The sequence below is a fragment of the Bacillus cereus group sp. BfR-BA-01350 genome, assembly GCF_022663775.1.
Taxonomy (GTDB): domain Bacteria; phylum Bacillota; class Bacilli; order Bacillales; family Bacillaceae_G; genus Bacillus_A; species Bacillus_A paranthracis.
This window is the reverse complement of sequence record NZ_JAKUGD010000011.1, coordinates 155301-177926: the sequence shown is the minus strand read 5'-3', so window position 1 is coordinate 177926 and position 22626 is coordinate 155301. Positions and strand designations below refer to the sequence as shown.

The window sequence follows — 22626 nt, the reverse complement described above, 5'->3', positions numbered from 1 at the left end:
TCATAAAAGAATTAAGGCAAAATTAAAGGGTATGAGCCCAGTACAATACCGGGCTCATACCCTAGAGGCTGCCTAATGAAACGACCTGTCTAACTTTCGGGGGTCACTTCATTTTAGAAGGAGCTTTTTTGAGTTATCCTCTATCGTCATTACGCTCTTGTTGTTTTTGCTTTGCCATACGTTTTTGATACGCACGATCCTTTGCACTCACATGATTAGCATCAGTTGGAAGATTTTCTTTTGAACGACCAATTCCATTGCTCATCTTTTCCCCTCCTTTTTACACACTTTAAAATACACCCTTATTTTCAGCTAGAGGCACCATCCTTATACAAAAAAATAAGAGCAGCCGTTAGCTACTCTTACTTCTTACTCACTCACATATTTTTGAAACATATCATGGATGCCTTTATTTACTAGGTTCGAGATCTGTTCGTCAGATTTATTCGGATAACGATCACGCAATCTGATAGATGCCTTCACCATTAAATTTTCTAATACAGAACGGCCGCCTTCTCCATAAATAATTTCAGCATATTCAACAAGCCTTCCATCCTCTACTGTTGCTGGATTATGATTGAAGAAAAATTTACTCATTGCCTCCACCTCTCTCTTTTGATAACGTTTACATTTATATAAATTATTTATGTTATTTATTTCACAATATTGTATGCATGTATATTTAATTAGTTTCATTATAAAGCAACATATCGATAGTAAATATGTGATTTTCCGTCCATTTTGTGAACAAACCAAAAATGAAAGCGTTTCCTTTATTATATACTAAAAAAACTTACTACGCTAGGGGCAATTTTTTCAATCTACTAATCATATACTTTTTCTTTTTTCAATAAACCTTATACAATTTTCAGAAATTATATTATAAAATATATGTATGACTTAAGGAGGCTGTATATGAATCAAAATAAAAAAGCTATATTAGATCTTGTCTTTTATCTCGTAATCCCATTCCTCATTTGGAAATTCGCAAAACCTTATATCGATCCGTATTACGCGATGTTACTTTCCTCTGTTCCGGGAATTATTTATACACTGTATACCTTTAAAAAAGAAAAACAGTTTAACGTAACAGGGTTCTTTATTTTAATTACACTCATTTCTAATACAACGGTAGATCTATTATCTGGATCAGCTGAACGAATGTTGTGGAACGATGCGTATTATCACATCGTACTCGGTATTATCGTTATATGTACAATTTTTATAAAAAAACCACTTATGTTATATTTCGCAGCAGATATTGCTGCACTGCAAGGCCATGACCGTGATAAAAGTCGTGAACTGTATCGTGATAGTCGTATCTATCCAGCGTTGCAATATTTAACGCTCTTTTTCGGTCTACAATTCATATTAAAAAGCTTCTTAAAAATTTATTTCATCTCTGTTTTCGGTGTAGATGGCTACGGTGAAATGAGAGCAATTATGACCGCTGTTGGATGGGGCATTTCCATTTGTATCGGAATTGGATTTGTCTGGGTGAACAATAAAATACATGCCGTTACAGACGAAAAAGAGTCTATGCAGTAAATGAAAATCCCCTAGTAGTATGATGCTACTAGGGGATTTTCATTTTGCTACACATATTACGAAATCTTTAACTTGATTTTTTTCTTTTATTTTTTACGTTTTGATAAAACAAAGCAGCACTTAGCGGCATAACACCAAACCACTTATTCATAAATGGCTCTTTTTCAGCACGGCGTTGTTCTTTCTTTTGTTTACGATCTTCTTTTGGAGCATCCATATACGACACAAACTGCTGTGTCACAAAGCGAACATAATCATTAGTAGACATATTATCATCACCTCTACTTGATTAGTATGTCCACTTTTTTATTCATTAATCTTTTCTTTTAATTCATCCATAATTTGCTTTACAGACTTATTCGTCGTATCAATATGGATATGGGCCTCTTCATAATAAGCTCGGCGCAATTCGAATTTCATTACAAATGCATCTATATCTTTCTTCTGAAATAGTGGACGTGTCGTATCTTCACGAAGCCTTTCTGCAATTACATGTGGATCACAATATAAATACACGACAGTTCCATTTTCCTTCATCCACTTTCGGTTTTCCTCTCGCTCAATGATTCCGCCGCCAGTTGTAATGATTACATTTTCAACAGGTAGTGAACATAACATCTTACTTTCATATTCCCGAAAAGCCATTTCACCTTCTTCGGCAAAAATATCACGAATTGCTTTTCCCTGCTTCTCTTCAATTTTTTGATCTGTATCTACAACATCCATATGAAATTCTTTACTTAATGCTTTTCCAATTGTTGTTTTCCCAGCTCCCATATAACCGGTTATGTATATAGATTTCATGTTCTTTCCTCTCAATCGTCATGTATTACTTGTTATTATAACGAAAGATGCTCCTTTATTTAATAAAAAAACGTTTTGTTCTCCTTATGCATTGAAGAACAAAACGTCACATACACCCTTTTACTTATAAGTACCTCTTCTCACCCACTGCGTTGCAATCCATTTCTCACCTTTCGTTACAGGTGCCCCTCCGTGTAACGTAAGCTCGTTTAATGATTGGTCTTGATAGAAATACTCAAAGTATACTGCCATTCCCTTTCTAGGGTGCACAGAAAGATTTAATTTCGGAAAGAACGTTTCTCCGCCTTCTTCGACATCATTTAAGTACATAACAAGCGTACTAATACGATTATTAGCAGCGGATCTACTATGTTCCGCAAAATAATCATAGTGCGCTTTATATTGTTGATCCACTTCATAATTTAAAATGTGTAAGCCTTCTCCATGCGACGCAGGAACATTCATGATAGATGAAATTCGTTTTTCAATCTTCTCCGTAAGTTCATTATCGTCCAAAAATGCACCACTACTCGTTCGAATATCATTTACATCACGTGATGAACCAACTTTAGAACGTGCTAATTTATTTTTAGACAATTCAATTAATTCATCGCACTCTTCATCACTTAATACATTTCCTAACACGACAATAAGAGGTTCTTCGAATTTTGAAATAATTTGTATTTCCCTATCTTCTGTCATAATCGTATTTCCTTTATGATCAAAAATAGTTTGTTCCTTATTTTCACCTATTTGATTGTTGTTTGTCATTTCCCTATTCTCCCTAAAAATAATGATTGGATAGCATGAATATATCATATTCTTTCTACCTTTCTCTTTTTTGAGAAAATTTAAACTTTTAATTGTTTTATTTATCCATTTCCTTTTAAAAAACAGCCTATTTTCAAATGATAAATCATGGTTTTTTATCCATATATTTCACATACTATCCTTCTATCCAATCGAATATTTTCTCATCTTTTTTTCTATACCGAAAGCTTACTTTATAGAAAACTTCCTGTTTTATTTTGCACTGCAATGAAACGAGAATAACGTCGTTTTCAAATACGTAATTTCCACTCGCTTCGCCCTTTTCATATGAAAAGAAAAAAGTATCTTCCTTTTCTTTTTGCCGTAAGTCTTTTTTTATATTTGTAATAGATTGATTTAGTATTTCCTCCAGTACAAACTTTTGCTCTATTTCAATATAAAATTTTTTATCTATAAGCAACATATTCGTTTCGTATATAAAGAACGAAGTTAATAATATAAGAAAAATGATTGTTCCTGGCATCGTAAATCCATCTTGTTTTATCATACATGTATTCCCATTTCGCTATACCTTATAGCTACACCTTCATATTTTTTCCCGCTCCTATCTTTCACATTGATAAAGAGCAAATGAGGTGTTACTTCATACGAAACCATTTCAACATTTTGTAATATAACTTCTCTTCCGCGCATGTTCACTTTTCTTATAAGGTGATTATTCAATTTTTCATACGTCACTTCATCTCCAGTGCGAAGACGGAAGCGCAACATACTCTCTCTATTTTCAGGAACTATTTTTTCCACAAATGATACTTCACGAAACTCTAACTGTACTTGTCCTACAAACACATCCCATTCCCAATTATTTAACCCTTTTGATTGCTTGTTTTCTATTCCAATAAAGCTTAAACGTGGTAAGAGTAAAAAGAAAAGTGATAACAGAAAAAAACATACGATCATTTCAATTAATGTAAATCCAACTTCTAATTCATTTTTTCTCCCGCATAAAAGCATTGTTCCATCATTTTTCCTTTCACATCTTTCCACATCGCACAAACTTCATTTCCTCCCCAATGTGTGTAATATATATTTCCATTTATGAATTTTTCTTCCTGTTGTTTTACCTCATTCTCATACATATATAAAGCTGCTTCTTTTTTTAATAATACAAATGCCTTATAACGAATTTGTATGTTTTTTCGTTCTTGCATAATCAATACTGTTTGCGGAAGTAGTAAAGATACCATCATCATTACTATACTTAATGCTACAATCATTTCAGCCATCACTGACCCTTTTTGACATTTCACGATACGTAAATCTCCCTCTTCCAAGCTGGAATACAATCTCATATTTATAACTTCGATACGAAAGTAAAATCGTGCCACCTCTATTAATATTTCCACTCGGATTATATGTCATCGGATTTGGAAAAGTATTCAAATCCAATTGTATATCGCTATCATATTCTCTTTTAATGATAGAAAGATCCGTACTCGATTCCCCTATATAATACATATGTCTATCTTTATGCCATCGTAATGTATAGTGTTTTTGACGATTTATGGCTAATTGTTGCATATACAAAATATCATTTGAAAACTGTCTTAAAAATTGTTCGATTTTTTGTTTTTCGTATAATGAATGTACATGAAAATACGTGACCATACTTAATACAGAAATTGCAAATAAAACGAGTAGCATTTCTAAAAGTGTAAAACCTTTTTGCTTCACAGTTTCCCACTTGTTACCGTGCCATCATTGGAAATATGAATAGCTTCACCATTCGGACACTCATCCTTTGTAATATATTTCCCATCAATTAGCTCTTTTAGCGAGGGAATTTTATTATGTTGTAGTTGATATACTTGTATTTGCGCTTCTATAGATTTCACATAGGCTTTACATCCTTTTCCTTCGACGGATGAGCGCTGCGTAACTACATTTGGAATAATTAATAGTAATAATACAGTGATGACGACCATAACTAATAACATTTCTAAAAGGGTAAACCCTTCCTCATTCTGCATGTAAATGCCTCCTATATAGAATTCATCATTTGAAACATTGGCATAATCATCGCTAAATACATAAGAACAACTATTGCTCCAATACACGTAAATAAAATCGGTTGAATAATCACTAACATACGTTTAATTTTTTGCTCCATCTTTTCCATAATCAGATCACTATAATCACCTAATTCAATCGCCAAATTACCGTTTGCTTGTCCATGTGTAATAATATAAGAAAGTTCTTCCTCATAATATCCGCTTTTAGCAATAATAGATTGCAACGGTTCTCCCGCAATTAATTGGCGTTCAATTCGCCCCGCTTCATATTGAAAGAACGGATGATATTTTTGCTCCATCATTATTGTTAGAGCCTCAAGTACTGATAATCCACCGTGTAATAAACCGCTCAATTGAGTGGCGAAATAATGCGAATGCTTTAAAATAAGAAATGTTTTTACGAGGGGGATACGAAGTATAATTTTTACTCGCTTCATATGTGGGAGTTTTCGAAAGTACAATATATATACACTACAGCCAATCATAACGATAAAAATTGTGCTAAAAATAAGATAGGGTAGTAGCTTAATTGTACTTAATATTTGTTCTGTGAATAACGGTGCTGTAGAACCAAATGAACTATATACCATGTCAACTTGTGGTAATAAAATGCGGTTAAAAATCAAAATCATGATTATTAAAAAGAACGCCAAAAACATAGGATACTGCATTATTTTCATCATATCTTTCCTATACTTATCCTTTTTATAAAGAAGTGCACTCCCTTGTTGCAACGCAAAAGAAATATCACCATGTTGCTCGGCATAAAATAAATAGCTTAACATCTCCTGATGAAACTTTAATTGATGAAAAGAATCGTGTAGACTTTTTCCATTCTTTAATCCATCAATCATGTGCTGCAATTGTACTTTCTTTTCTAAAGGTAATTGAAACCGTAAAAATTCTAATGCCTGCAAAAGAGAGTATCCTTTTTCTAATAGTTCTCCTAATCGTTTCAATAATATGACTTGATCACTTAAACTCCATATTTTCTTAAACATAAACATCCTCTTCTAAAAATCCTAAAGCGTATCCTTTTCGCAACGAAGACTCTAATGTCTCATGCTTGTACGTGACACATTCCCCGTTTGCTTCTTTAATCGCTTGTTTTAACTCATATCCATATAACAACTCATAAATACTCGCTTGCCTTACTTGCCTCATTGATTTACATACAGTTGAGCACTTTCTTTTGCAAAACGGACACTTCAATTCAACAAGTCGCTGTGCAGCTATAGCCAATAAAGATTGTTCAATCTCTTGCCTTGTTATGCCAAAGTCCATAAACCGAAGTATTGCTCCTTTCGCATCATTCGTATGCAGTGTCGTCATTACTAAATGGCCAGTCAAACTTGCTCTTATAGCGATTTTTGCTGTTTCTTCATCACGAATTTCACCCACTAAAATAACATCTGGATCATGACGCAAAATAGCCTTTAGTCCCGCCTCATATGTGATACCTGCTTTTTCATTTATTTGAATTTGTAATACATCGTCATTTCTTTTTTCAACTGGATCTTCCAGTGTAACGATGCGGCGTGTTTTCTTTTTTCTAATTACCTCTAATAATGCATACATTGTTGTTGTCTTCCCCGATCCAGTCGGTCCAGTAAATACGAGTAACCCATGGGAATAATGTAAAAAAGAAAGTAGTTTCTTCGCTGTACTTGGAAATAACGAAAGATGAGATAACGGCTGAATAGATGCTTGTAAATGAAGACGAATAACGAGACTTTCTTGATATACAGTTGGAAGCGTGGAAAGACGTAAATACACTTCCTGTCCATCCATTTGTAAATACAGTGAACCATTTTGTGGCTTCCGCCTCTCCCCTATATCCATGGATGCTAAAAATTTAAAGTGTGAAACAAGTTTTTCTCCAAAGTCCTTTTCAATGTATTGTTTCGTCATTAAATCTTTCCCTATGCGCAGTTGAATCACTACATCCTTCTGTCGGGGCACAATATGTAAATCCGAAGCTTGTACCCTACACGCCTCTTTCAAAATCGTATTCGCAAAGCTTTCAATTCCATTCATCATTTTCCCTCCCCACTATGTATATAGCATGAAAAAATTCATAAGAAAAATCGTTATTTTTGTATTTTCACTAGATTAAAAAGGAAAAATATGTTTGTGAAATTATGAACAATTTCCGAATTATTGTCTGAAATTACCTATACTCATGTTTATCTGTATTATAATGTTATTATCTTGGATAAAGTGATAAAGGTGGAGATCCTCATGGAACAAGCTTTAAAAATTACTGGTGTATTATCTGACCCAACTCGTTATTACATTTATAAATATATTTCTCAAAAACATAGTTACGTAACTGTACAAGAAATTGCAGATGAGTTTGAAATTCATCCAAACGTAGCGCGTTTACATTTATCTAAATTAGAAGATGTTCATATGCTGAAATCTGAAACGAAGAAAACTGGAAAAGGCGGACGACCAAGCAGATTATATGTATTATCTGAAGATGTTATCCAATTACAATTCCCATTCCGTGACTATCAATTGTTAGCAAGAATCGCGTTTAATTCTTTACTTAGCCTTGGTGCTGCTGGTGAAAAAGCGCTATACGAAACAGGGAAACAATTCGGGGCCGAATTAATGCAACAACATATGCAGCGTTTAAATGTGAGTGAAGATGCTTTAACAGTGGAACAAAAAGTTCAAATTGCAAAAGAAGCCTTTTCAACAGCTGGCTTATCACCTGCATTTGAATTAAGTGCAGATGGAACGAAAATTTTCTATGATGTACACAATTGTCCATTTAAAGAAGTTGCTGTCCATCACCCAACTGAAATTTGTAATATGCACGGAGATATGATGAAAGGGATTTTTGAAATCCTATTCCCTAACACGGAATTAACACGAAACGATAGTTTACTAGATGGATGTAAATCTTGTAATTATAAACTAACAATTTAATCTCTCATATAAAAAGAAGCCAATTATAATTGGCTTCTTTTTATATGAGAGAATATTTACAATAGTAAGAAAAATAAACTATAATGAAGTGAGGTTTACTTTTTTTAGAAAAGGAGGGAGATGGCATGGAGCGCATGTTTCGCGTTCTCGGCTTTTGGACTGGAATTTTCTCGGTTATGTTTTACGTAGGGGATATGCAACAGGCCGCACTACTATTTTTAGGACAAACAGGATTCTTCGTACTTTTAAGCTATTTAAAATTAACAGAGCGTATGTATATATACGTATTCGGGGCATATTTGACTGTTTTCTTCATAGGATTTACATACTACACGACATTCTTACTTGTCCCTGGGGCTGGACATTAAAAGGTGGCATTTTGCCATCTTTTTTTTAATTCCGGAATTCCCTAGTTGACTTATAGGTTTTATTGATTTATATTCTATATAACAGATTGGAATTAGGGGGAATCATCATGAATACACTGCTTGTCGGAATTAACGTTGCAGTCATGCTCATTTTAGTTGGCGTATTATATTATATGCAACGTAAGCATGTATCTTTTAATAAACGTGTATTTACTGCTTTAGGAGTCGGAATTATCTTCGGTCTTATATTACAATTTATTTATGAGCCTACTTCTAAAGTCATTATTGAATCAAATACTTGGTTTGGCTTAATTGGTAACGGTTATGTGAAGTTACTTCAAATGATCGTTATGCCACTTATTTTAGTATCTATTATTTCAGCATTTACCAAATTACAGTTAACGAAAAACCTTGGTAAAATTAGTGGTCTTATTATCGGAATTTTAATTCTGACTACAGGAATTGCTGCAGCTGTCGGTATCGCTGCAAGTGCAGGATTTGATGTATCTGCAACTGGTCTGCAACAAGGTAATGCAGAATCTGCTCGTCTGAAGCTAGTTGAAGAAAGATTTACTTCTATTGAAAAAACAACAATTCCAGATAAATTATTAGAACTATTGCCTACAAATCCATTTCTTGATTTAACAGGCGCTCGTCCAACATCAACAATTTCTGTTGTAATATTTGCAGCCTTTATCGGCATCGCCTTTATAGGTGTAAAACGAAAATATCCAGAACAAGCAGAGCTATTTAAGAAAATGCTTGATGCTGTATATGCAATTGTAATGCGTATGGTAACATTAATTTTACGTCTTACTCCATACGGCGTATTAGCTCTTATGGCAAAAACAGTTGCTGGTAGCGATATAAATGCTATTTTAAAACTTGGTAACTTCGTGTTAGCGTCTTACGTAGCACTTATCGTAATGTTCGTTATCCACTTATTATTAATTGCTCTATCTGGTTTAAATCCAATTCAATATTTGAAAAAGGTGTTCCCTGTATTAACATTCGCATTCACATCTCGCTCTAGTGCCGGTGCAATGCCATTAAATATTGAAGCACAAAAAGAAAAACTTGGTATTTCTGAAGGAATCGCTAACTTCGCAGCATCATTTGGAGTATCTATCGGACAAAATGGTTGCGCAGGTATTTACCCAGCAATGCTTGCAATGATGGTCGCTCCAACTGTAGGAATTGATCCATTACAACCACAATTTATTTTAACTTTAATCGCTGTCGTTGCAATTAGCTCATTTGGTGTTGCCGGCGTTGGTGGCGGTGCAACATTCGCAGCATTAATCGTACTATCTACAATGAACTTACCAATCGGTATTGTTGCTCTAGTGATCTCAGTTGAGCCATTAATCGATATGGGGCGTACAGCTCTTAACGTAAGTGGTTCTATGACAGCAGGTCTTATTTCAAGCAAATGGCTTGGTGAATTAGATCAAGATACGTACAATCAAGATGATACAAAAACTGGTGAAATTGCTTCATAATGAAAGAAAGACGCTAACATACAATTGTTAGCGTCTTTTTTATTCCGTTCCCTCTTTATAGATCTTATCTTGAGAATTATCACACCAAGTATTCTTCTAGCTGCTCTTTTAACTCCTCCTCAATCTCATCACAAGATTCATCAACTAGTTCCCCTACTTGCTTACTCCCAAAAATGTTTGATTGAATTGACATTCCTAAAAAGATTCTTTCGCATTTCCAAATTGAAATATTGTGAAATTCAATCATCTCTTTTTCTTCATCTAATATAGCTATAGCAACTGATGAATTATATCCCACCTCAAAGGGATTCTCTTTCTCTCTTGCAAATCCCATATCTAATTCCATGTTTTTTTCTATGTATAAATGCGAATACTCTTTATACAGTTTAAGTGATATTCGCTTTATTTCCTTCTCCATACACTGAATTTTCTCTTTTAGCTCCAATGTAAAATCCCGTTCTTTATACTTCATCTCCGTCTCCTTACACATAGAAAAAGAGAATACAATAACATATTCTCTTTCCTCACATATATTTCATTATCTCACAGCCCGTCCTTTTCACAAATAACCATTTTGTTCGCACCATTTATGAAATTGTCCTACATCTACTCCAACTAACACGATATCCTTGAGCTCTACATCAATACTTTGTTCTCCAATTACAATAGCAAACTGCGATTCTAATTTTGTCTCGTTTTTCTTTACAATTCCAATTCGGTTCCGATGCGCTCCATCTTTTATATATGCTTTTTGTCCTACAATATCAAAGTTCAAGATTTTCACCTCTTTTACTGCGCTCAAATTGGAAATACAATCTCCACCTCGGAAAATTTCCTTTCATTGCACTATTTCTCTATATATATGACGAAACAATAAAAGAGTCCTTCCTTCTTTACAATTATTTTTTCTTTGTTTCATTTTTGTGATTGAAACGTAAAGTTTATAATAAAATACACTTGGAAGCGCTTTCTATGTAATTTTTTATGTTATAATGTATAAGTAGAACTTCGTAAAGAGGGTTAAAAAAAATGAATACAAAAATGATAAAAAAAGTAATTGAAGCATTAAAAGTATATGGCTTTCAGAATGTATCATTCTGTGACAAAACGAAGCAATTTTTATTTCATAACGAAACAGATATTATGAGCGGCTATGCAGAAATAACATATAGTAGTCAATTTGAAAAATTCAACGTACAAATTCATCCTATTGAAACGCATCACCAAGCAGAGTTACAAGAGGTTGAAAGACATATACAAGCCTGTATAAGAAAAGTGGAATATTTAAACGCACTTCTTAGCGGACAAACGAAACTAGATGATAAAATTATTATAATGTAAAAAAAGAACGTGAGGTGATCACGTTCTTTTTTTACATTATACATTCATCTTTTCTTTCAGTTGTAATCCTGTAATAGACTCTAATACATCCATTGCTTCTCCAAATGTCATGTCAAAAATTGTTTTATCTTCTACGTATGGAAATTGTCTGAAACGCTTTTCTAACATTTTCACAGCATCCGACGTAAAGTGTGCACTATCGATGCCAAATTCTGTTTCAAGAAGAACGATCCAATCTAACACATGAAAACCTAATCCATTTACGAATGAAATAAGTTTTTCTTCTGACTGTGAAGATAAGAATACGTGTCGTTCCATCTCACTAAAAAGTTCTTCTCCTAAAATATCAGCTAATTCATCATCATGTTCGCGGTCAATGATTTCTTCATAACCATAATCATCTACAAGCTCCTCAACTTCTTCACTATCTGCAAAAAGTAATTGGCTAAGAAGTGCCTCTTTCTTAAATTCGCTATTTTGTACGACTTCTAAAAAGCTCGTTTCCCATCCATTTTCTAATTTCATATTATGTACTCCTTTATATATGTTTCTTATCATCACTGTACCCAAAAGATCACTTTTATAACCTTTTAGGTAGTTATTATTATTTCACATGATTCATAACATAAGATGCAAATTCTGCTGCATCTCCTTCAAAAATATTTATTTCTGGCAAATGATAGAACGTTGTTTGGAGCGGATTTCCTTCATGATATACATATATTTTTTTCTCTAACGCGATCGCCATTCCAAACTCTGTATGGCTCCCGTTTCCGCCATCTAATATAAGTAAAAATATATCCGCTTCTTTAATAGCATTCTTTTCTGCCTGACCAATTTCTCTTAATTGCTCTTGATTCACAGCTCTTTCGTTTCTTGTCCAATCATATGTATGGTGCCATCCTGCATATTTCAGTTCATTTGCTATAGAACTTACAAGATGTTTATTTTGGAATCCTGAAGCGATGTAAAAATTCATTTCTATACACCCCTTCTTTATATACGGGAAACTCCTTTTTAGCGTTACTTGCTATATAATAAAAAACGACTTCAAAAAAAATCCCCATCTTTAAAACTTATTTGCGTTTAAATGATGGGATGCCTCATGGTCTTCTTTTATTTTTTGTTTTTTATAACTTTCATCAGCTAACATTTCTAGTTCAGCTGTTATTTCTGATTTTTCAAGCTCTCTTTCTTGCGAAAACTTCCTTGAAATATAAACAATAACACTACCAACGTACAACACAAAGCATATAATAAGTGCAGTATTTTCATAGAGACTTAGCTCCAACACAGTCACTCCTAATCCATTCGTATTTTCACGCTTCATTAATTGGAATTTCCCTACTAATCTATTTGCTATTGTAACATAAAAATATCAATCCTTGGAATCTTTCATTATATTAAAAAAGGCATGATTGTTTCATCATGCCTCTGAAATATGTTGAATGATTGTTTGAATTGCTTCTTTTCCATTATATTTTTTTAGAGCTGTTTTATACACTTCATTATTTTGATTTAATTCTTCGACATGCCTTATAAGAGATTTCACAGTCACATCTTCTTCATACAATACGGAAGCATATCCTTGTCTCTCAAAAGACTCTGCATTTAGTATTTGATCTCCACGACTTGCAAATTTCGATAGTGGAATTAAAACCATCGGCTTTTGCAATGTTAAAAACTCAAAAATGGCATTAGAGCCCGCACGTGAAATAACAAAATCTGTTATGGCTAATATATCTGGCAGTTCTCCGTGTACATACTCAAATTGTTTATATCCTTCTTTATTTTGTAAACTATCATCAAGATTACCTTTTCCGCAAAGGTGAACAATTTGATATTTTTTCAGAAGTTCTGGTAACGCTTCTCGAACCGTTTCATTAATTTTTTTTGCGCCCAAACTTCCTCCCATGATTGTAATAACTGGCTTTTTACGTGAAAAACCTAAAAATGCTAAACCTTTTTCACGATTTCCCTTTAGTACTTCTTCACGTACAGGAGATCCTGTATAAATTACTTTTTCTTTCGGTAAATGTTTCGCAGCTTCTTCAAATGTAACAAATATTTTCGAAGCGAAACGGAGCGCAATTTTGTTTGCTAGTCCTGGCGTCATATCAGACTCATGTAATAAAACTGGTACCCTGTTTAACCATCCGCCTATTACGACTGGTACAGATACGAAACCACCTTTTGAAAAAATCACATCCGGTTTTAATTTTCGAATCCTTACATACGCGTCCATAACACCCTTCATCACAAGAAAAGGATCTTTTATATTTTTTAAATCAAAATAACGGCGTAGCTTTCCGCTCGCAATACTATAGTACGGAATGCCTTCCTTTTCTATAATCGTTTTCTCAATTCCTTGATGAGAACCAATATAAGAAATATCCCAATTCTGTTCTTGTAAATGTGGAATGATGGCTAAATTAGGTGTTACATGCCCTGCCGAACCGCCACCTGTAAAGACTATTTTTTTCATACGTCTCCCCCTTCTAGACTATAATACACTAAAATATCTTGCCTCGGGGTGAGAAAATACCATAGCCGTTACAGACGCTTCTGGCTCCATCATAAATCCTTCCGTTAATGAAATACCTATTTCCTCTGGATGAATTAAGCGAAATAACTTTTCTTGATCTGCGAGTTCTGGACATGCTGGATAACCGAAGGACACTCGTATCCCTCTATATTTCGTACGGAAGCGTTCTTCCATCGTCAATTCTGGCGAATCTGGAATCCCCCAGCGATCGCGAATGAGCATATGTGTTTTTTCAGCAAGTCCTTCTGCTAGTTCAAGCGCTAACGATTGAATAGCATGACTGCGTAAATAATCACCTTTCGCTTTCCACTCTTCAGCAATGTCACGAACACCTTCTCCAACCGTAACAGATAGGAAAGCAACATAGTCCATCTCATCTCCAACTGGGCGTAAATAGTCACCTAAAGTACGATATGGTGCTTTTCCTTGTCTTGGGAATGTGAAACGCTCTATAACACGCGTATGATCTTCTGGATCATATATTACAATATTCTGTCCGTCGCTTTGCGCTGGGAAAAATTGATACACTGCTTTCGGTTTTAACCAAGATTGTCCTTCCTGCAATAATTCATCTATTAAATCATTTAATTCATGCGCTCTTTTATCTCCCTCTCGCAAAAGTTTCTTCACACTTCCCTTTAGGCCAAGGTGATGTCCAAGCAGCATTTGTCTATTTAGAAATGGCGCGAGATGTGAAACAGGAACATCTCTTAATACAATTCGTTTTGTTGAATCCGGCACGATAACCTCAGCCTTCGGCAATGGCTCAATTACTGCTGGAATTTCTACTTTCTTCTCTTCTTTTGTTACGATATGAAGATGACATTCTTTTTTATCCTGCTTCATCTTCTCACGCTCTTCTTCTTTTTGAAGCTTATTAATAATATCCAGCCCCGTCATCGCATCACTCGCATAACATACGAGCCCTTTATAAGATGGCGAAATGCGATTATCTGTAAACTTTCTCGTTAACGCTGCCCCGCCTACAACAATTGGAATATCAATATCCGCCGCTTTTAAATCTTCAGCAGTCGTTACCATTTGTTGAGCCGATTTTACTAATAAACCAGAAAGACCTATAATATCAGGCTTCTTTTCTTGTACTTCTTGCACAATTCGATCCGAGCGAACATTAATTCCTAAATTAATAATCTCATATCCGTTATTTGCTAAAATAATTTCAACGAGATTTTTCCCAATATCATGCACATCACCTTTTACAGTTGCTAATAATACTTTTCCTTTTTTCGCACTATCGCTAGATTCCATATGTGGCTCTAAATAACTTACAGCAGCTTTCATACTTTCAGCACTTTGCAATACTTCAGCAACGATAAGCTCATTATTATTAAATAATCGTCCTACCTCATCCATTCCTGTCATAAGTGGGCCATTAATAATATCCAAAGGTTTTCTTCCTTCTGTAAGTGCGAGACTTAAATCTTCGTGTAAACCTTGTTTCGTACCTTCTACAATGTAATTTGCGAGCCTTTCATCAAGTGTTAATGTTTCTTGGACAACAACATCTTTCTTTTTTGCCACGCGATAGAAGTTTGTAAATTTTTCTAACGTCTCTTGCGTCGTTTCAAAAAGCAATGCATCTGCAAGGCGTTTTTCTTCATCAGGAATTGACGCATAGCGCTCTAATTTTTCCGTATTTACAATCGCGTAATCTAACCCTGCTTTCGTTGCATGATATAAAAAGACGGAATTTAACACTTCGCGACCAGCTGGTGGTAAACCAAATGATATGTTACTTACACCTAAAATCGTTAAACACTCTGGTAATACTTCTTTAATAAGGCGAATCCCTTCTATCGTCGCAGCCGCCGAGCCAATATACTCTTCATCACCTGTCCCTACAGGAAATACAAGTGCATCAAAAATAATATCTGATGGGCGTATACCATATTTCGTCGTCAATAACTCATAACTTCTTTTCGCAATTTCTAGTTTTCTTTCCGCACTTACTGCCATTCCATCTTCATCGATTGTTCCAACTACAATTGCAGCACCATATTTACGAAGAAGCGGTGTCACTTTTTTAAATCGCTCTTCTCCATCTTCTAAATTAATTGAATTAATAACAGCTTTCCCTTGAATATAAGTAAGAGCTCGCTCCATCACATGTTCATCTGTTGAGTCAATCATAATCGGTACTTTTAACACTTTCGTAACTTCTGCCAAGAAGTTTTCCATATCTTCTATTTCATCGCGGTCCGGGTCTGCCATACAAATATCAATAATATGAGCATTTTTCTTCACTTGCGCTCTAGCGATTTCAGCAGCCTCTTCAAATTTCCCTTCTGCTACTAATCTTTTAAATTTACGTGATCCAATAACATTTGTTCTTTCACCAACAAATAACGGTCTCATAGAGTCATCATATTGCAGTGCCTCTAATCCACTAACCCCATGTCCCGCTCTCTCTTGCTGTTCACGAGGTTTAAGAGACGTTAATGCGGATTTCATTGCTTTTATATGTTCTGGTGTTGTACCACAACAACCACCGATAATATTAACCCATCCTTCTTCAGCAAATCGCTTCACTTTTTCAGCGAGAGAAGATGGAGATTCATGATAATGTCCATCTTCATCAGGAAGACCTGCATTTGGATAACAAGAAATGTAACACTCCGATAAATCAGATAGAGAACGAATATGGTCTCTCATAAACTCCGGACCAGTCGCACAGTTTAATCCAACAGATAATGGCTTCATATGTTCTACCGATAAGTAAAAAGCCTCAATTGTTTGCCCAGCTAGAGTCGTTCCCATCGGTTCAATCGTTCCCGAAATCATGATAGGTACAACTGTATTTAGTTCATCAAAAGCCGCTTGAATTCCAATATAAGCAGCCTTCACGTTACGCATATCTTGACTCGTCTCAACGAGTAATACATCCACTTCTCCTTTCAACAATCCTCTTGCCTGCCGTGTATAAGCTTCAATTAATTCTTCAAACGTTACACCACCAGTAACACTAATCGCTTTCGTTGTCGGTCCCATTGCTCCCGCAACATATACTTCCTTCCCGCTTTCTTCGACTGCTTGCTTCGCTAAACGCGCTGCCTTCTCATTTAGCTCCTCGTCTAAATGAGATAACTCATAATCACTTAGTACAATATTGGTTGCCCCAAATGTATTTGTTTCAATAATATCCGCTCCAGCTTCAATATAGGCTTTATGAATCTTTAAAATAACATCTGGTCTTGTTTCTACTAAATACTCATTACACCCTTCGTACTCCTCTCCTCCGAAATCTTCCGCAGTTAAATCCTCTTGCTGGATCATCGTTCCCATTGCACCATCTAATATTAAGATGTTATTTTGTAATTTTTCTTCTATACATTTCATCAATTAATACCTTCTTTCACTTCTTGCTTTTCTCTCACATATTTAACAAGATGTTCTGTAATTTCATATTTTAAAAATGGTGTAATAAGATAAATGCCGTTAAAGTATTTCATCGCCGCATCGATCAATTCTTGAGAAATACGAATCCCTTCCTCAATTGCTGCCTCTTTCGTTTCATGTCCATCCATTCTCTCTCTTACTGCTTCAGGTAAAGTAATACCTGGCACCTCAAAATGAAGAAAATCTGCATTCCGTTTACTTATTAATGGCATAATCCCAATAAAAATAGGTTGTTCTAAATGCTTTGTCGCTTCATACACTTCTTCAATTAACGCGATATCATAAATCGGCTGCGTTAAGAAATATTCTGCTCCAGCATCTATTTTCCGTTCCATTCGCTTAACCGCTGCTTTTAAATGTCTTACATGCGGGTTAAATGCACCGCCCACAGAAAACCTTGTTGCCGGTCCAATGGATTTCCCTAAAACGGAACGCCCATCGTTCATTTCTTTAATCATTTTAATGAGCTCGATAGAGGACAAATCATATACAGAAGTGGCACCTGGAAAATCACCAACGCGCGCTGGATCTCCAGTTAAAGCTAACACTTCTTCCATGCCTAACGCTGATAATCCTAGTAAATGAGATTGTAGTCCGATGACGTTATGGTCTCTACATGTTAAGTGCGTCAATACCGGAATATCATGCTTCGTTAATAATGCTCCCATTGCCATATTCGAGATACGGGGCGATGCTAATGAATTATCTGCTAGAGTAATAGCATCTGCTCCAGCTCTTTTCAATGCTCTTGCGCCTTCAAAAAAACGCTGCGTATCTAACGTTTTTGGTGGATCTAATTCCACTACTACGGTCGTTTGTTTTTTTGCTTTCTCTGCTAAAGTGACATGAGCTTTTGAACGTTTCTCATGTGTATGAACTACTTTCGGTCTTTGAACCGTATCCTTTTCTATTACAGGCGTAACATTTAGAGTCGCACGTTTCATACTTTCAATATGTTCTGGAGTCGTGCCACAACAACCGCCCAATAACCGAATGCCTTGCTCAATAAATTTCGGTGTCATCGCTTCAAAATAAGCTGGACTTCCCTCATATACGTATCGTCCCTCTACATAATTTGGGAGACCTGCATTTGGATATGCTGACAAGTAACCATTTTTCGGAATCGATATCATTTTAAAAGCTTCCGTCATATGAAGTGGCCCTAGTTGGCAGTTCAATCCAACAACATTTGCACCGTAATCTAAAAGCTGTTTTAATATTTCATTTACATCATTTCCATTTTGAGTCGTACCCGCCTCATGTAACGCCAATTGCGCTACAATTGGAATATTTGTTTCTTTTCGTAACACCTGGACAGCATGAAGTAATTCAAACTCATCATAAAAAGTCTCTAATAGCAGTCCATCAACCTGTTCTTCTAATAATGCACTTGCCTGTTCCAGTAACATAAATTCTCGCTCCATATCAGTTGTCGTAACCGCCCCGATATGTTTCATACCACCAATTGTGCCTAAAATTGCATTTCTGTCTGTAACAGATGCTTTCGCCAGTTTTACTGCCGCTCTATTAATTTCAGTAACTTGATTTTCTAATCCATACATACGTAATTTCGCTTCATTTGCTCCGTACGTATTTGTTTGAATCACATCTGCCCCAGCCGCTACATATTGCTTATGAATCGATATAATTAAATCTGGATCAGATATATTCAATTCTTCAAAACTACTTTGCAAACCATGTGAATGTAATAACGTCCCAACCGCACCATCACCTATTACAATTCCTTTTGATAATAAATCTAGTAATTTCACAAATCTCCCTCATTTCTATCAATATAAAAAACCCCCTCTTCACTTTGAAGAGGGGGACATAATTGTTCCTCCTCTTATTATGCAAAACATTCGTTTTGCAGGTATTAGCACCGTTTCAAACATTTCGTTTGAAGGTTGCCGGGTTTCACAGGGCCTTTCCCTCCACCGCTCTCAATAAGAGTTTGTCTTTATTATTTTATTTATGTAGCTAAAAGGAAATGCGTTCCCCTTTTAACAATGTTTGTTAATTTTTTTATAAATTTAGCACGCACAAATACAAAAGTCAATGACACTTGCGGAAAAATAAAAATTATTTAAAATAAAGTTGCAATTCAATTATCTTTTGTTGTAAAGTTAAAAACATAATAAAATTTCATACGAACATTCTTATCTAGAGAGGTAGAGGGACTGGCCCTATGACGCCTCAGCAACCATTAACATTTGTTAATAAGGTGCTAATTCCAGCAAATTGTGAAAGATTTGACAGATGAGAAGAAGACTCTATTCAAACCGAAAGCCTTCTTCTTAGAAGGCTTTTTTATTTTATATTCAACTAATGGTTCAATTTAAAAAGGAGGAATTTTCACATGTCAACTATCGAAACAAAATTAGCGCAAATCGGAAACCGGAGTGAAACTACAACAGGAACTGTTAATCCACCTGTTTATTTTTCAACTGCTTATCGTCACGAAGGAATTGGTAAATCTACTGGATTTGATTATTCACGAACTGGAAATCCAACGCGCGGCCTATTAGAACAGGCAATCGCAGACTTAGAATGCGGTGAACAAGGTTATGCCTGTAGTTCAGGGATGGCAGCCGTTCTTCTGGTCCTTTCCCTATTCCGCTCTGGAGACGAACTTATTGTTTCCGAAGATTTATACGGTGGCACTTATCGATTATTTTCTGAGCACGAAAAAAAGTGGAACGTTCGATGTAGATACGTAAATACACAATCTATTAAACAAATTGAGCAAGCCATCACAACGAAAACGAAGGCTATTTTCATAGAAACTCCAACTAATCCATTAATGCAAGTTACCGATATTGCCGCTGTTGCAACTGTAGCGAAAAGACACGGACTACTTCTTATTGTAGACAACACATTCTACACACCTTATATACAGCAGCCATTAACAGAAGGTGCCGATATCGTACTTCATAGTGCAACGAAATATTTAGGTGGTCATAACGATGTACTAAGTGGACTTGTCGTTGCAAAAGGAAAGGAACTTTGTGAGGAAATCGCTCATTATCATAATGCCTCTGGTGCAGTCTTAAGTCCATTTGACTCATGGCTATTAATTCGTGGTATGAAAACGTTAGCGCTTCGCATGAGACAACATGAAGAAAATGCAAAAGCAGTTGTTGCTTATTTAAATGATGAGGATGGGGTGACAGATGTATTTTATCCTGGAAGAGGCGGCATGATCTCGTTTCGTCTGCAAGATGAAACATGGATTAATCCATTCTTACAATCTTTATCCTTAATTACATTTGCCGAAAGTCTCGGTGGTGTTGAAAGTTTAATGACATATCCAGCAACACAAACACACGCTGATATTCCTGAAGAAATTAGAACAGCAAACGGTGTATGTAATCGTCTTCTTCGATTTTCCGTTGGTATTGAAAATAGTAACGATTTAATTCAAGACTTAAAGCAAGCCATTAAACTTGTAAAAGAAGGTGTAAGAATATGAGTTATTCTATAGATACACTCTTACTGCACAACCAATATAAACATGACTCGCAAACAGGAGCTGTTAACGTTCCCATCTATAACACATCAACATTTCACCAATTTGATGTAGATACGTTCGGAAAATATGACTATAGCAGGTCAGGCAATCCAACTCGTGAAGCTCTTGAAGACATCATTGCTTTATTAGAAGGCGGAACAAAAGGATTTGCCTTCGCATCAGGAATTGCAGCGATTTCTACTGCATTCCTCCTCCTTTCACAAGGTGATCACGTACTCATTTCAGAAGACGTATACGGAGGAACTTATCGAATGATAACTGAAGTTCTCTCCCGTTACGGTGTTTCACATACATTTGTTGATATGACCAATTTAGAAGAAATAAAGCAAAACATTAAGCCAAATACAAAACTCTTTTATGTAGAAACACCTTCCAATCCACTTTTAAAAGTGACAGATATTCGTGCTGTTTCTAAACTTGCAAAATCTATTGGCGCCCTTACTTTTGTTGATAATACATTTTTGACACCACTATTCCAGAAACCACTTGACCTTGGCGCTGATGTCGTTCTTCATAGTGCCACAAAATTCATTGCCGGTCATAGTGATGTTACTGCCGGATTAGCAGTTGTAAAAGATACCGATCTCGCTCAAAAACTTGGCTTTTTACAAAATTCATTCGGCGCTATTCTAGGCCCGCAAGATTGTTCTCTCGTACTTCGTGGTCTAAAAACATTGCATGTACGTCTTGAGCATTCAGCTGCTAATGCCAATAAAATTGCACACTATTTACAAGAGCACGCTAAAGTTCAAAATGTCTATTATCCAGGATTACAAACACATCTTGGATTTAACATTCAACAATCTCAAGCTACATCAGCAGGAGCTGTCCTATCTTTCACTTTACAATCAGAAGACGCACTTCGCCAATTTTTATCAAAAGTAAAATTACCTGTCTTTGCGGTTAGTTTAGGGGCTGTCGAATCGATCCTTTCCTACCCAGCTAAAATGTCACATGCAGCACTATCGCAAGAAGCTCGTGATGAAAGAGGGATTTCAAATTCATTACTTCGGCTATCCGTCGGTCTTGAAAATGTTGACGATTTAATATCCGATTTTGAAAATGCCCTTTCTTATGTAGAAGAGCCTGTAAATGCATAGAAAGCAGAGAAGATATGAAATTAAGTTATCATATCTTCTTTTTTACGCTGATAAGTATATTTGTCAACCCTTCGTATAATTCATAAAAAAAAATGACAGATCACTATCTATTTCCAAGTAATGAATTAATTGATATATTAAGAAGTAAAAAAGGGGCAAAAATAATGGATACATGTGCAGATGTTTTAATCGTTATCGATTTACAAAATGGAGTATGTTATAGTGAGGAGCATTTATTTAATTTACAAAATTTACTTACAAAAGTAAATAAAAGAATTTCTTCATACAGAAAATCAAATAAACCAATTCTTTTCGTTCAACATTGTGATGATGATTTAGTACCTGAAAAAGAACTTTGGGCTATTCATTCAGATTTAGATGTTCAAAAACAAGATTTTTTTGTAAGAAAAACACATGCCAATTCTTTTTATAACACAAACTTGAAAGAGATTTTAGATCAATTATCTGTACATTGTATTGAATTTTGTGGTGCCCAAACAGAGTACTGTATGGATACCACGATTAAATTTGCCCATGGACTAGGGTACGAAAACTTCATGTTCCAGAAAGCAACCTCTACGTTAAATAATCCATTTATGTCCGCAAAAGAGACGATTGATTTTTATGAAAATATATGGAACCACAGATTTTTAAAATTGATGAAAGATGAAATCTAGAATACATAACTA

The 22626-nt window shown here is 35.3% G+C and carries 29 protein-coding genes and 2 riboswitches; of the genes, 9 read left to right on the top strand and 20 right to left on the bottom strand.

All coding sequences use genetic code 11. From position 1 onward, the window contains the following. Positions 1-133: 133 nt before the first annotated feature. A complete protein-coding gene (locus MR147_RS27070; RefSeq protein ID WP_074607115.1) occupies positions 134-265 on the bottom strand; it encodes a hypothetical protein in 132 nt (43 codons plus the stop codon). A gap of 104 nt (positions 266-369) precedes the next feature. Next, entirely contained in the window at positions 370-597 is a 228-nt protein-coding gene (locus MR147_RS21605) for a hypothetical protein (protein WP_000032699.1), read from the bottom strand. A 73-nt stretch (positions 598-670) separates the two neighbouring features. Between MR147_RS21605 and MR147_RS21600 the strand changes: the two genes are divergently transcribed. After that, complete coding sequence (locus MR147_RS21600) at positions 671-787, top strand: hypothetical protein (protein WP_003279814.1); 117 nt, start codon at positions 671-673, stop codon at positions 785-787. 128 nt (positions 788-915) lie between these two features. Next, positions 916-1548: a VC0807 family protein gene (locus tag MR147_RS21595; RefSeq protein WP_103141794.1), complete on the top strand. Its 633-nt coding sequence runs from the start codon at positions 916-918 to the stop codon at positions 1546-1548. Positions 1549-1615: 67 nt separating this feature from the next. Here the strand turns inward: MR147_RS21595 and MR147_RS21590 are convergent, their stop codons facing one another. The 10 genes from MR147_RS21590 to comGA form a co-directional block, all read right to left on the bottom strand. Beyond that, positions 1616-1816, bottom strand: coding sequence for a YqzE family protein (locus MR147_RS21590; RefSeq protein ID WP_000106079.1), 201 nt, complete (start codon positions 1814-1816; stop codon positions 1616-1618). Between the two features lie 38 nt (positions 1817-1854). Next, complete coding sequence (gene aroK / locus MR147_RS21585) at positions 1855-2352, bottom strand: shikimate kinase AroK (protein ID WP_242304728.1); 498 nt, start codon at positions 2350-2352, stop codon at positions 1855-1857. Between the two features lie 120 nt (positions 2353-2472). Further along, positions 2473-3123, bottom strand: a complete 651-nt coding sequence (locus MR147_RS21580; protein ID WP_242304727.1) for a 2OG-Fe(II) oxygenase — start codon at positions 3121-3123, stop codon at positions 2473-2475. Between the two features lie 175 nt (positions 3124-3298). Continuing rightward, a complete protein-coding gene (gene comGG / locus MR147_RS21575; protein WP_000595196.1) occupies positions 3299-3670 on the bottom strand; it encodes a competence type IV pilus minor pilin ComGG in 372 nt (123 codons plus the stop codon). Further along, a complete protein-coding gene (comGF, locus tag MR147_RS21570) occupies positions 3667-4137 on the bottom strand; it encodes a competence type IV pilus minor pilin ComGF (protein WP_000923058.1) in 471 nt (156 codons plus the stop codon). Before comGF ends, comGG begins: the two co-directional genes overlap by 4 nt. After that, positions 4107-4409, bottom strand: a complete 303-nt coding sequence (comGE, locus tag MR147_RS21565; protein WP_242304729.1) for a competence type IV pilus minor pilin ComGE — start codon at positions 4407-4409, stop codon at positions 4107-4109. Before comGE ends, comGF begins: the two co-directional genes overlap by 31 nt. Further along, positions 4402-4857 carry a comG operon protein ComGD gene (comGD, locus tag MR147_RS21560; RefSeq protein ID WP_000810388.1) on the bottom strand — a complete coding sequence of 152 codons (456 nt, stop codon included), beginning with the start codon at positions 4855-4857 and terminating at the stop codon, positions 4402-4404. The genes comGE and comGD overlap by 8 nt, the downstream gene beginning before the upstream one ends. After that, positions 4854-5153 (bottom strand): competence type IV pilus major pilin ComGC, encoded by a 300-nt coding sequence (comGC, locus tag MR147_RS21555; protein ID WP_001178694.1) that lies wholly within the window; start codon positions 5151-5153, stop codon positions 4854-4856. The genes comGD and comGC overlap by 4 nt, the downstream gene beginning before the upstream one ends. Positions 5154-5164: 11 nt before the next feature. Next, a complete protein-coding gene (comGB, locus tag MR147_RS21550) occupies positions 5165-6196 on the bottom strand; it encodes a comG operon protein ComGB (protein WP_242304726.1) in 1032 nt (343 codons plus the stop codon). Next, the gene (comGA, locus tag MR147_RS21545) at positions 6189-7232 is read right to left on the bottom strand and encodes a competence protein ComGA (RefSeq protein WP_242304725.1); all 1044 of its coding nucleotides are present in this window, start codon (positions 7230-7232) and stop codon (positions 6189-6191) included. The genes comGB and comGA overlap by 8 nt, the downstream gene beginning before the upstream one ends. Positions 7233-7436: 204 nt before the next feature. Here comGA and MR147_RS21540 point away from each other — a divergent pair, with 204 nt between their 5' ends. From MR147_RS21540 to MR147_RS21530, 3 genes are all read left to right on the top strand, one after another. Further along, positions 7437-8132 carry a helix-turn-helix transcriptional regulator gene (locus MR147_RS21540; protein WP_000434132.1) on the top strand — a complete coding sequence of 232 codons (696 nt, stop codon included), beginning with the start codon at positions 7437-7439 and terminating at the stop codon, positions 8130-8132. A 125-nt stretch (positions 8133-8257) separates the two neighbouring features. Further along, the gene (locus MR147_RS21535) at positions 8258-8500 is read left to right on the top strand and encodes a DUF2626 domain-containing protein (RefSeq protein WP_000440717.1); all 243 of its coding nucleotides are present in this window, start codon (positions 8258-8260) and stop codon (positions 8498-8500) included. A 107-nt stretch (positions 8501-8607) separates the two neighbouring features. Further along, positions 8608-10002 carry an L-cystine transporter gene (locus tag MR147_RS21530; protein WP_242304724.1) on the top strand — a complete coding sequence of 465 codons (1395 nt, stop codon included), beginning with the start codon at positions 8608-8610 and terminating at the stop codon, positions 10000-10002. Positions 10003-10081: 79 nt separating this feature from the next. On the opposite strand, the gene MR147_RS21525 is transcribed toward MR147_RS21530, so the two are convergent. Together MR147_RS21525 and MR147_RS21520 are read right to left on the bottom strand one after the other, a co-directional pair. Beyond that, positions 10082-10474 carry a hypothetical protein gene (locus tag MR147_RS21525; protein WP_242304723.1) on the bottom strand — a complete coding sequence of 131 codons (393 nt, stop codon included), beginning with the start codon at positions 10472-10474 and terminating at the stop codon, positions 10082-10084. A gap of 87 nt (positions 10475-10561) precedes the next feature. Next, on the bottom strand, positions 10562-10777 hold the full coding sequence (locus MR147_RS21520) for a DUF3912 family protein (protein ID WP_001008320.1): 216 nt from the start codon (positions 10775-10777) through the stop codon (positions 10562-10564). Between the two features lie 254 nt (positions 10778-11031). Here MR147_RS21520 and MR147_RS21515 point away from each other — a divergent pair, with 254 nt between their 5' ends. Further along, complete coding sequence (locus tag MR147_RS21515; RefSeq protein ID WP_001093243.1) at positions 11032-11343, top strand: hypothetical protein; 312 nt, start codon at positions 11032-11034, stop codon at positions 11341-11343. Between the two features lie 36 nt (positions 11344-11379). Here the strand turns inward: MR147_RS21515 and MR147_RS21510 are convergent, their stop codons facing one another. From MR147_RS21510 to MR147_RS21485, 6 genes are all read right to left on the bottom strand, one after another. Further along, a complete protein-coding gene (locus tag MR147_RS21510; protein ID WP_242304722.1) occupies positions 11380-11868 on the bottom strand; it encodes a hypothetical protein in 489 nt (162 codons plus the stop codon). Positions 11869-11947: 79 nt separating this feature from the next. Next, complete coding sequence (locus MR147_RS21505; RefSeq protein ID WP_242304721.1) at positions 11948-12322, bottom strand: nucleoside 2-deoxyribosyltransferase; 375 nt, start codon at positions 12320-12322, stop codon at positions 11948-11950. A gap of 90 nt (positions 12323-12412) precedes the next feature. Beyond that, positions 12413-12673 (bottom strand): DUF3966 domain-containing protein, encoded by a 261-nt coding sequence (locus MR147_RS21500; RefSeq protein ID WP_000817964.1) that lies wholly within the window; start codon positions 12671-12673, stop codon positions 12413-12415. Between the two features lie 96 nt (positions 12674-12769). Continuing rightward, positions 12770-13828: an undecaprenyldiphospho-muramoylpentapeptide beta-N-acetylglucosaminyltransferase gene (gene murG / locus MR147_RS21495; protein WP_242304720.1), complete on the bottom strand. Its 1059-nt coding sequence runs from the start codon at positions 13826-13828 to the stop codon at positions 12770-12772. A gap of 18 nt (positions 13829-13846) precedes the next feature. Next, positions 13847-17245 carry a methionine synthase gene (metH, locus tag MR147_RS21490; protein ID WP_242304719.1) on the bottom strand — a complete coding sequence of 1133 codons (3399 nt, stop codon included), beginning with the start codon at positions 17243-17245 and terminating at the stop codon, positions 13847-13849. Continuing rightward, the gene (locus MR147_RS21485) at positions 17245-19077 is read right to left on the bottom strand and encodes a bifunctional homocysteine S-methyltransferase/methylenetetrahydrofolate reductase (RefSeq protein WP_000770334.1); all 1833 of its coding nucleotides are present in this window, start codon (positions 19075-19077) and stop codon (positions 17245-17247) included. The genes metH and MR147_RS21485 overlap by 1 nt, the downstream gene beginning before the upstream one ends. A 71-nt stretch (positions 19078-19148) precedes the next feature. Continuing rightward, positions 19149-19258: riboswitch (SAM riboswitch) on the bottom strand. A gap of 203 nt (positions 19259-19461) precedes the next feature. Beyond that, positions 19462-19571: riboswitch (SAM riboswitch) on the top strand. A 93-nt stretch (positions 19572-19664) separates the two neighbouring features. Between MR147_RS21485 and metI the strand changes: the two genes are divergently transcribed. The 3 genes from metI to MR147_RS21470 all read left to right on the top strand — a co-directional run bounded on the left by metI (position 19665) and on the right by MR147_RS21470 (position 22614). Next, positions 19665-20777, top strand: a complete 1113-nt coding sequence (gene metI / locus MR147_RS21480; RefSeq protein WP_074610941.1) for a cystathionine gamma-synthase/O-acetylhomoserine thiolyase — start codon at positions 19665-19667, stop codon at positions 20775-20777. Then, complete coding sequence (gene metC, locus MR147_RS21475; protein WP_000122291.1) at positions 20774-21937, top strand: cystathionine beta-lyase; 1164 nt, start codon at positions 20774-20776, stop codon at positions 21935-21937. Before metI ends, metC begins: the two co-directional genes overlap by 4 nt. Before the next feature lie 164 nt (positions 21938-22101). Next, positions 22102-22614, top strand: a complete 513-nt coding sequence (locus tag MR147_RS21470; protein ID WP_242304718.1) for a cysteine hydrolase family protein — start codon at positions 22102-22104, stop codon at positions 22612-22614. Positions 22615-22626: the final 12 nt, after the last annotated feature.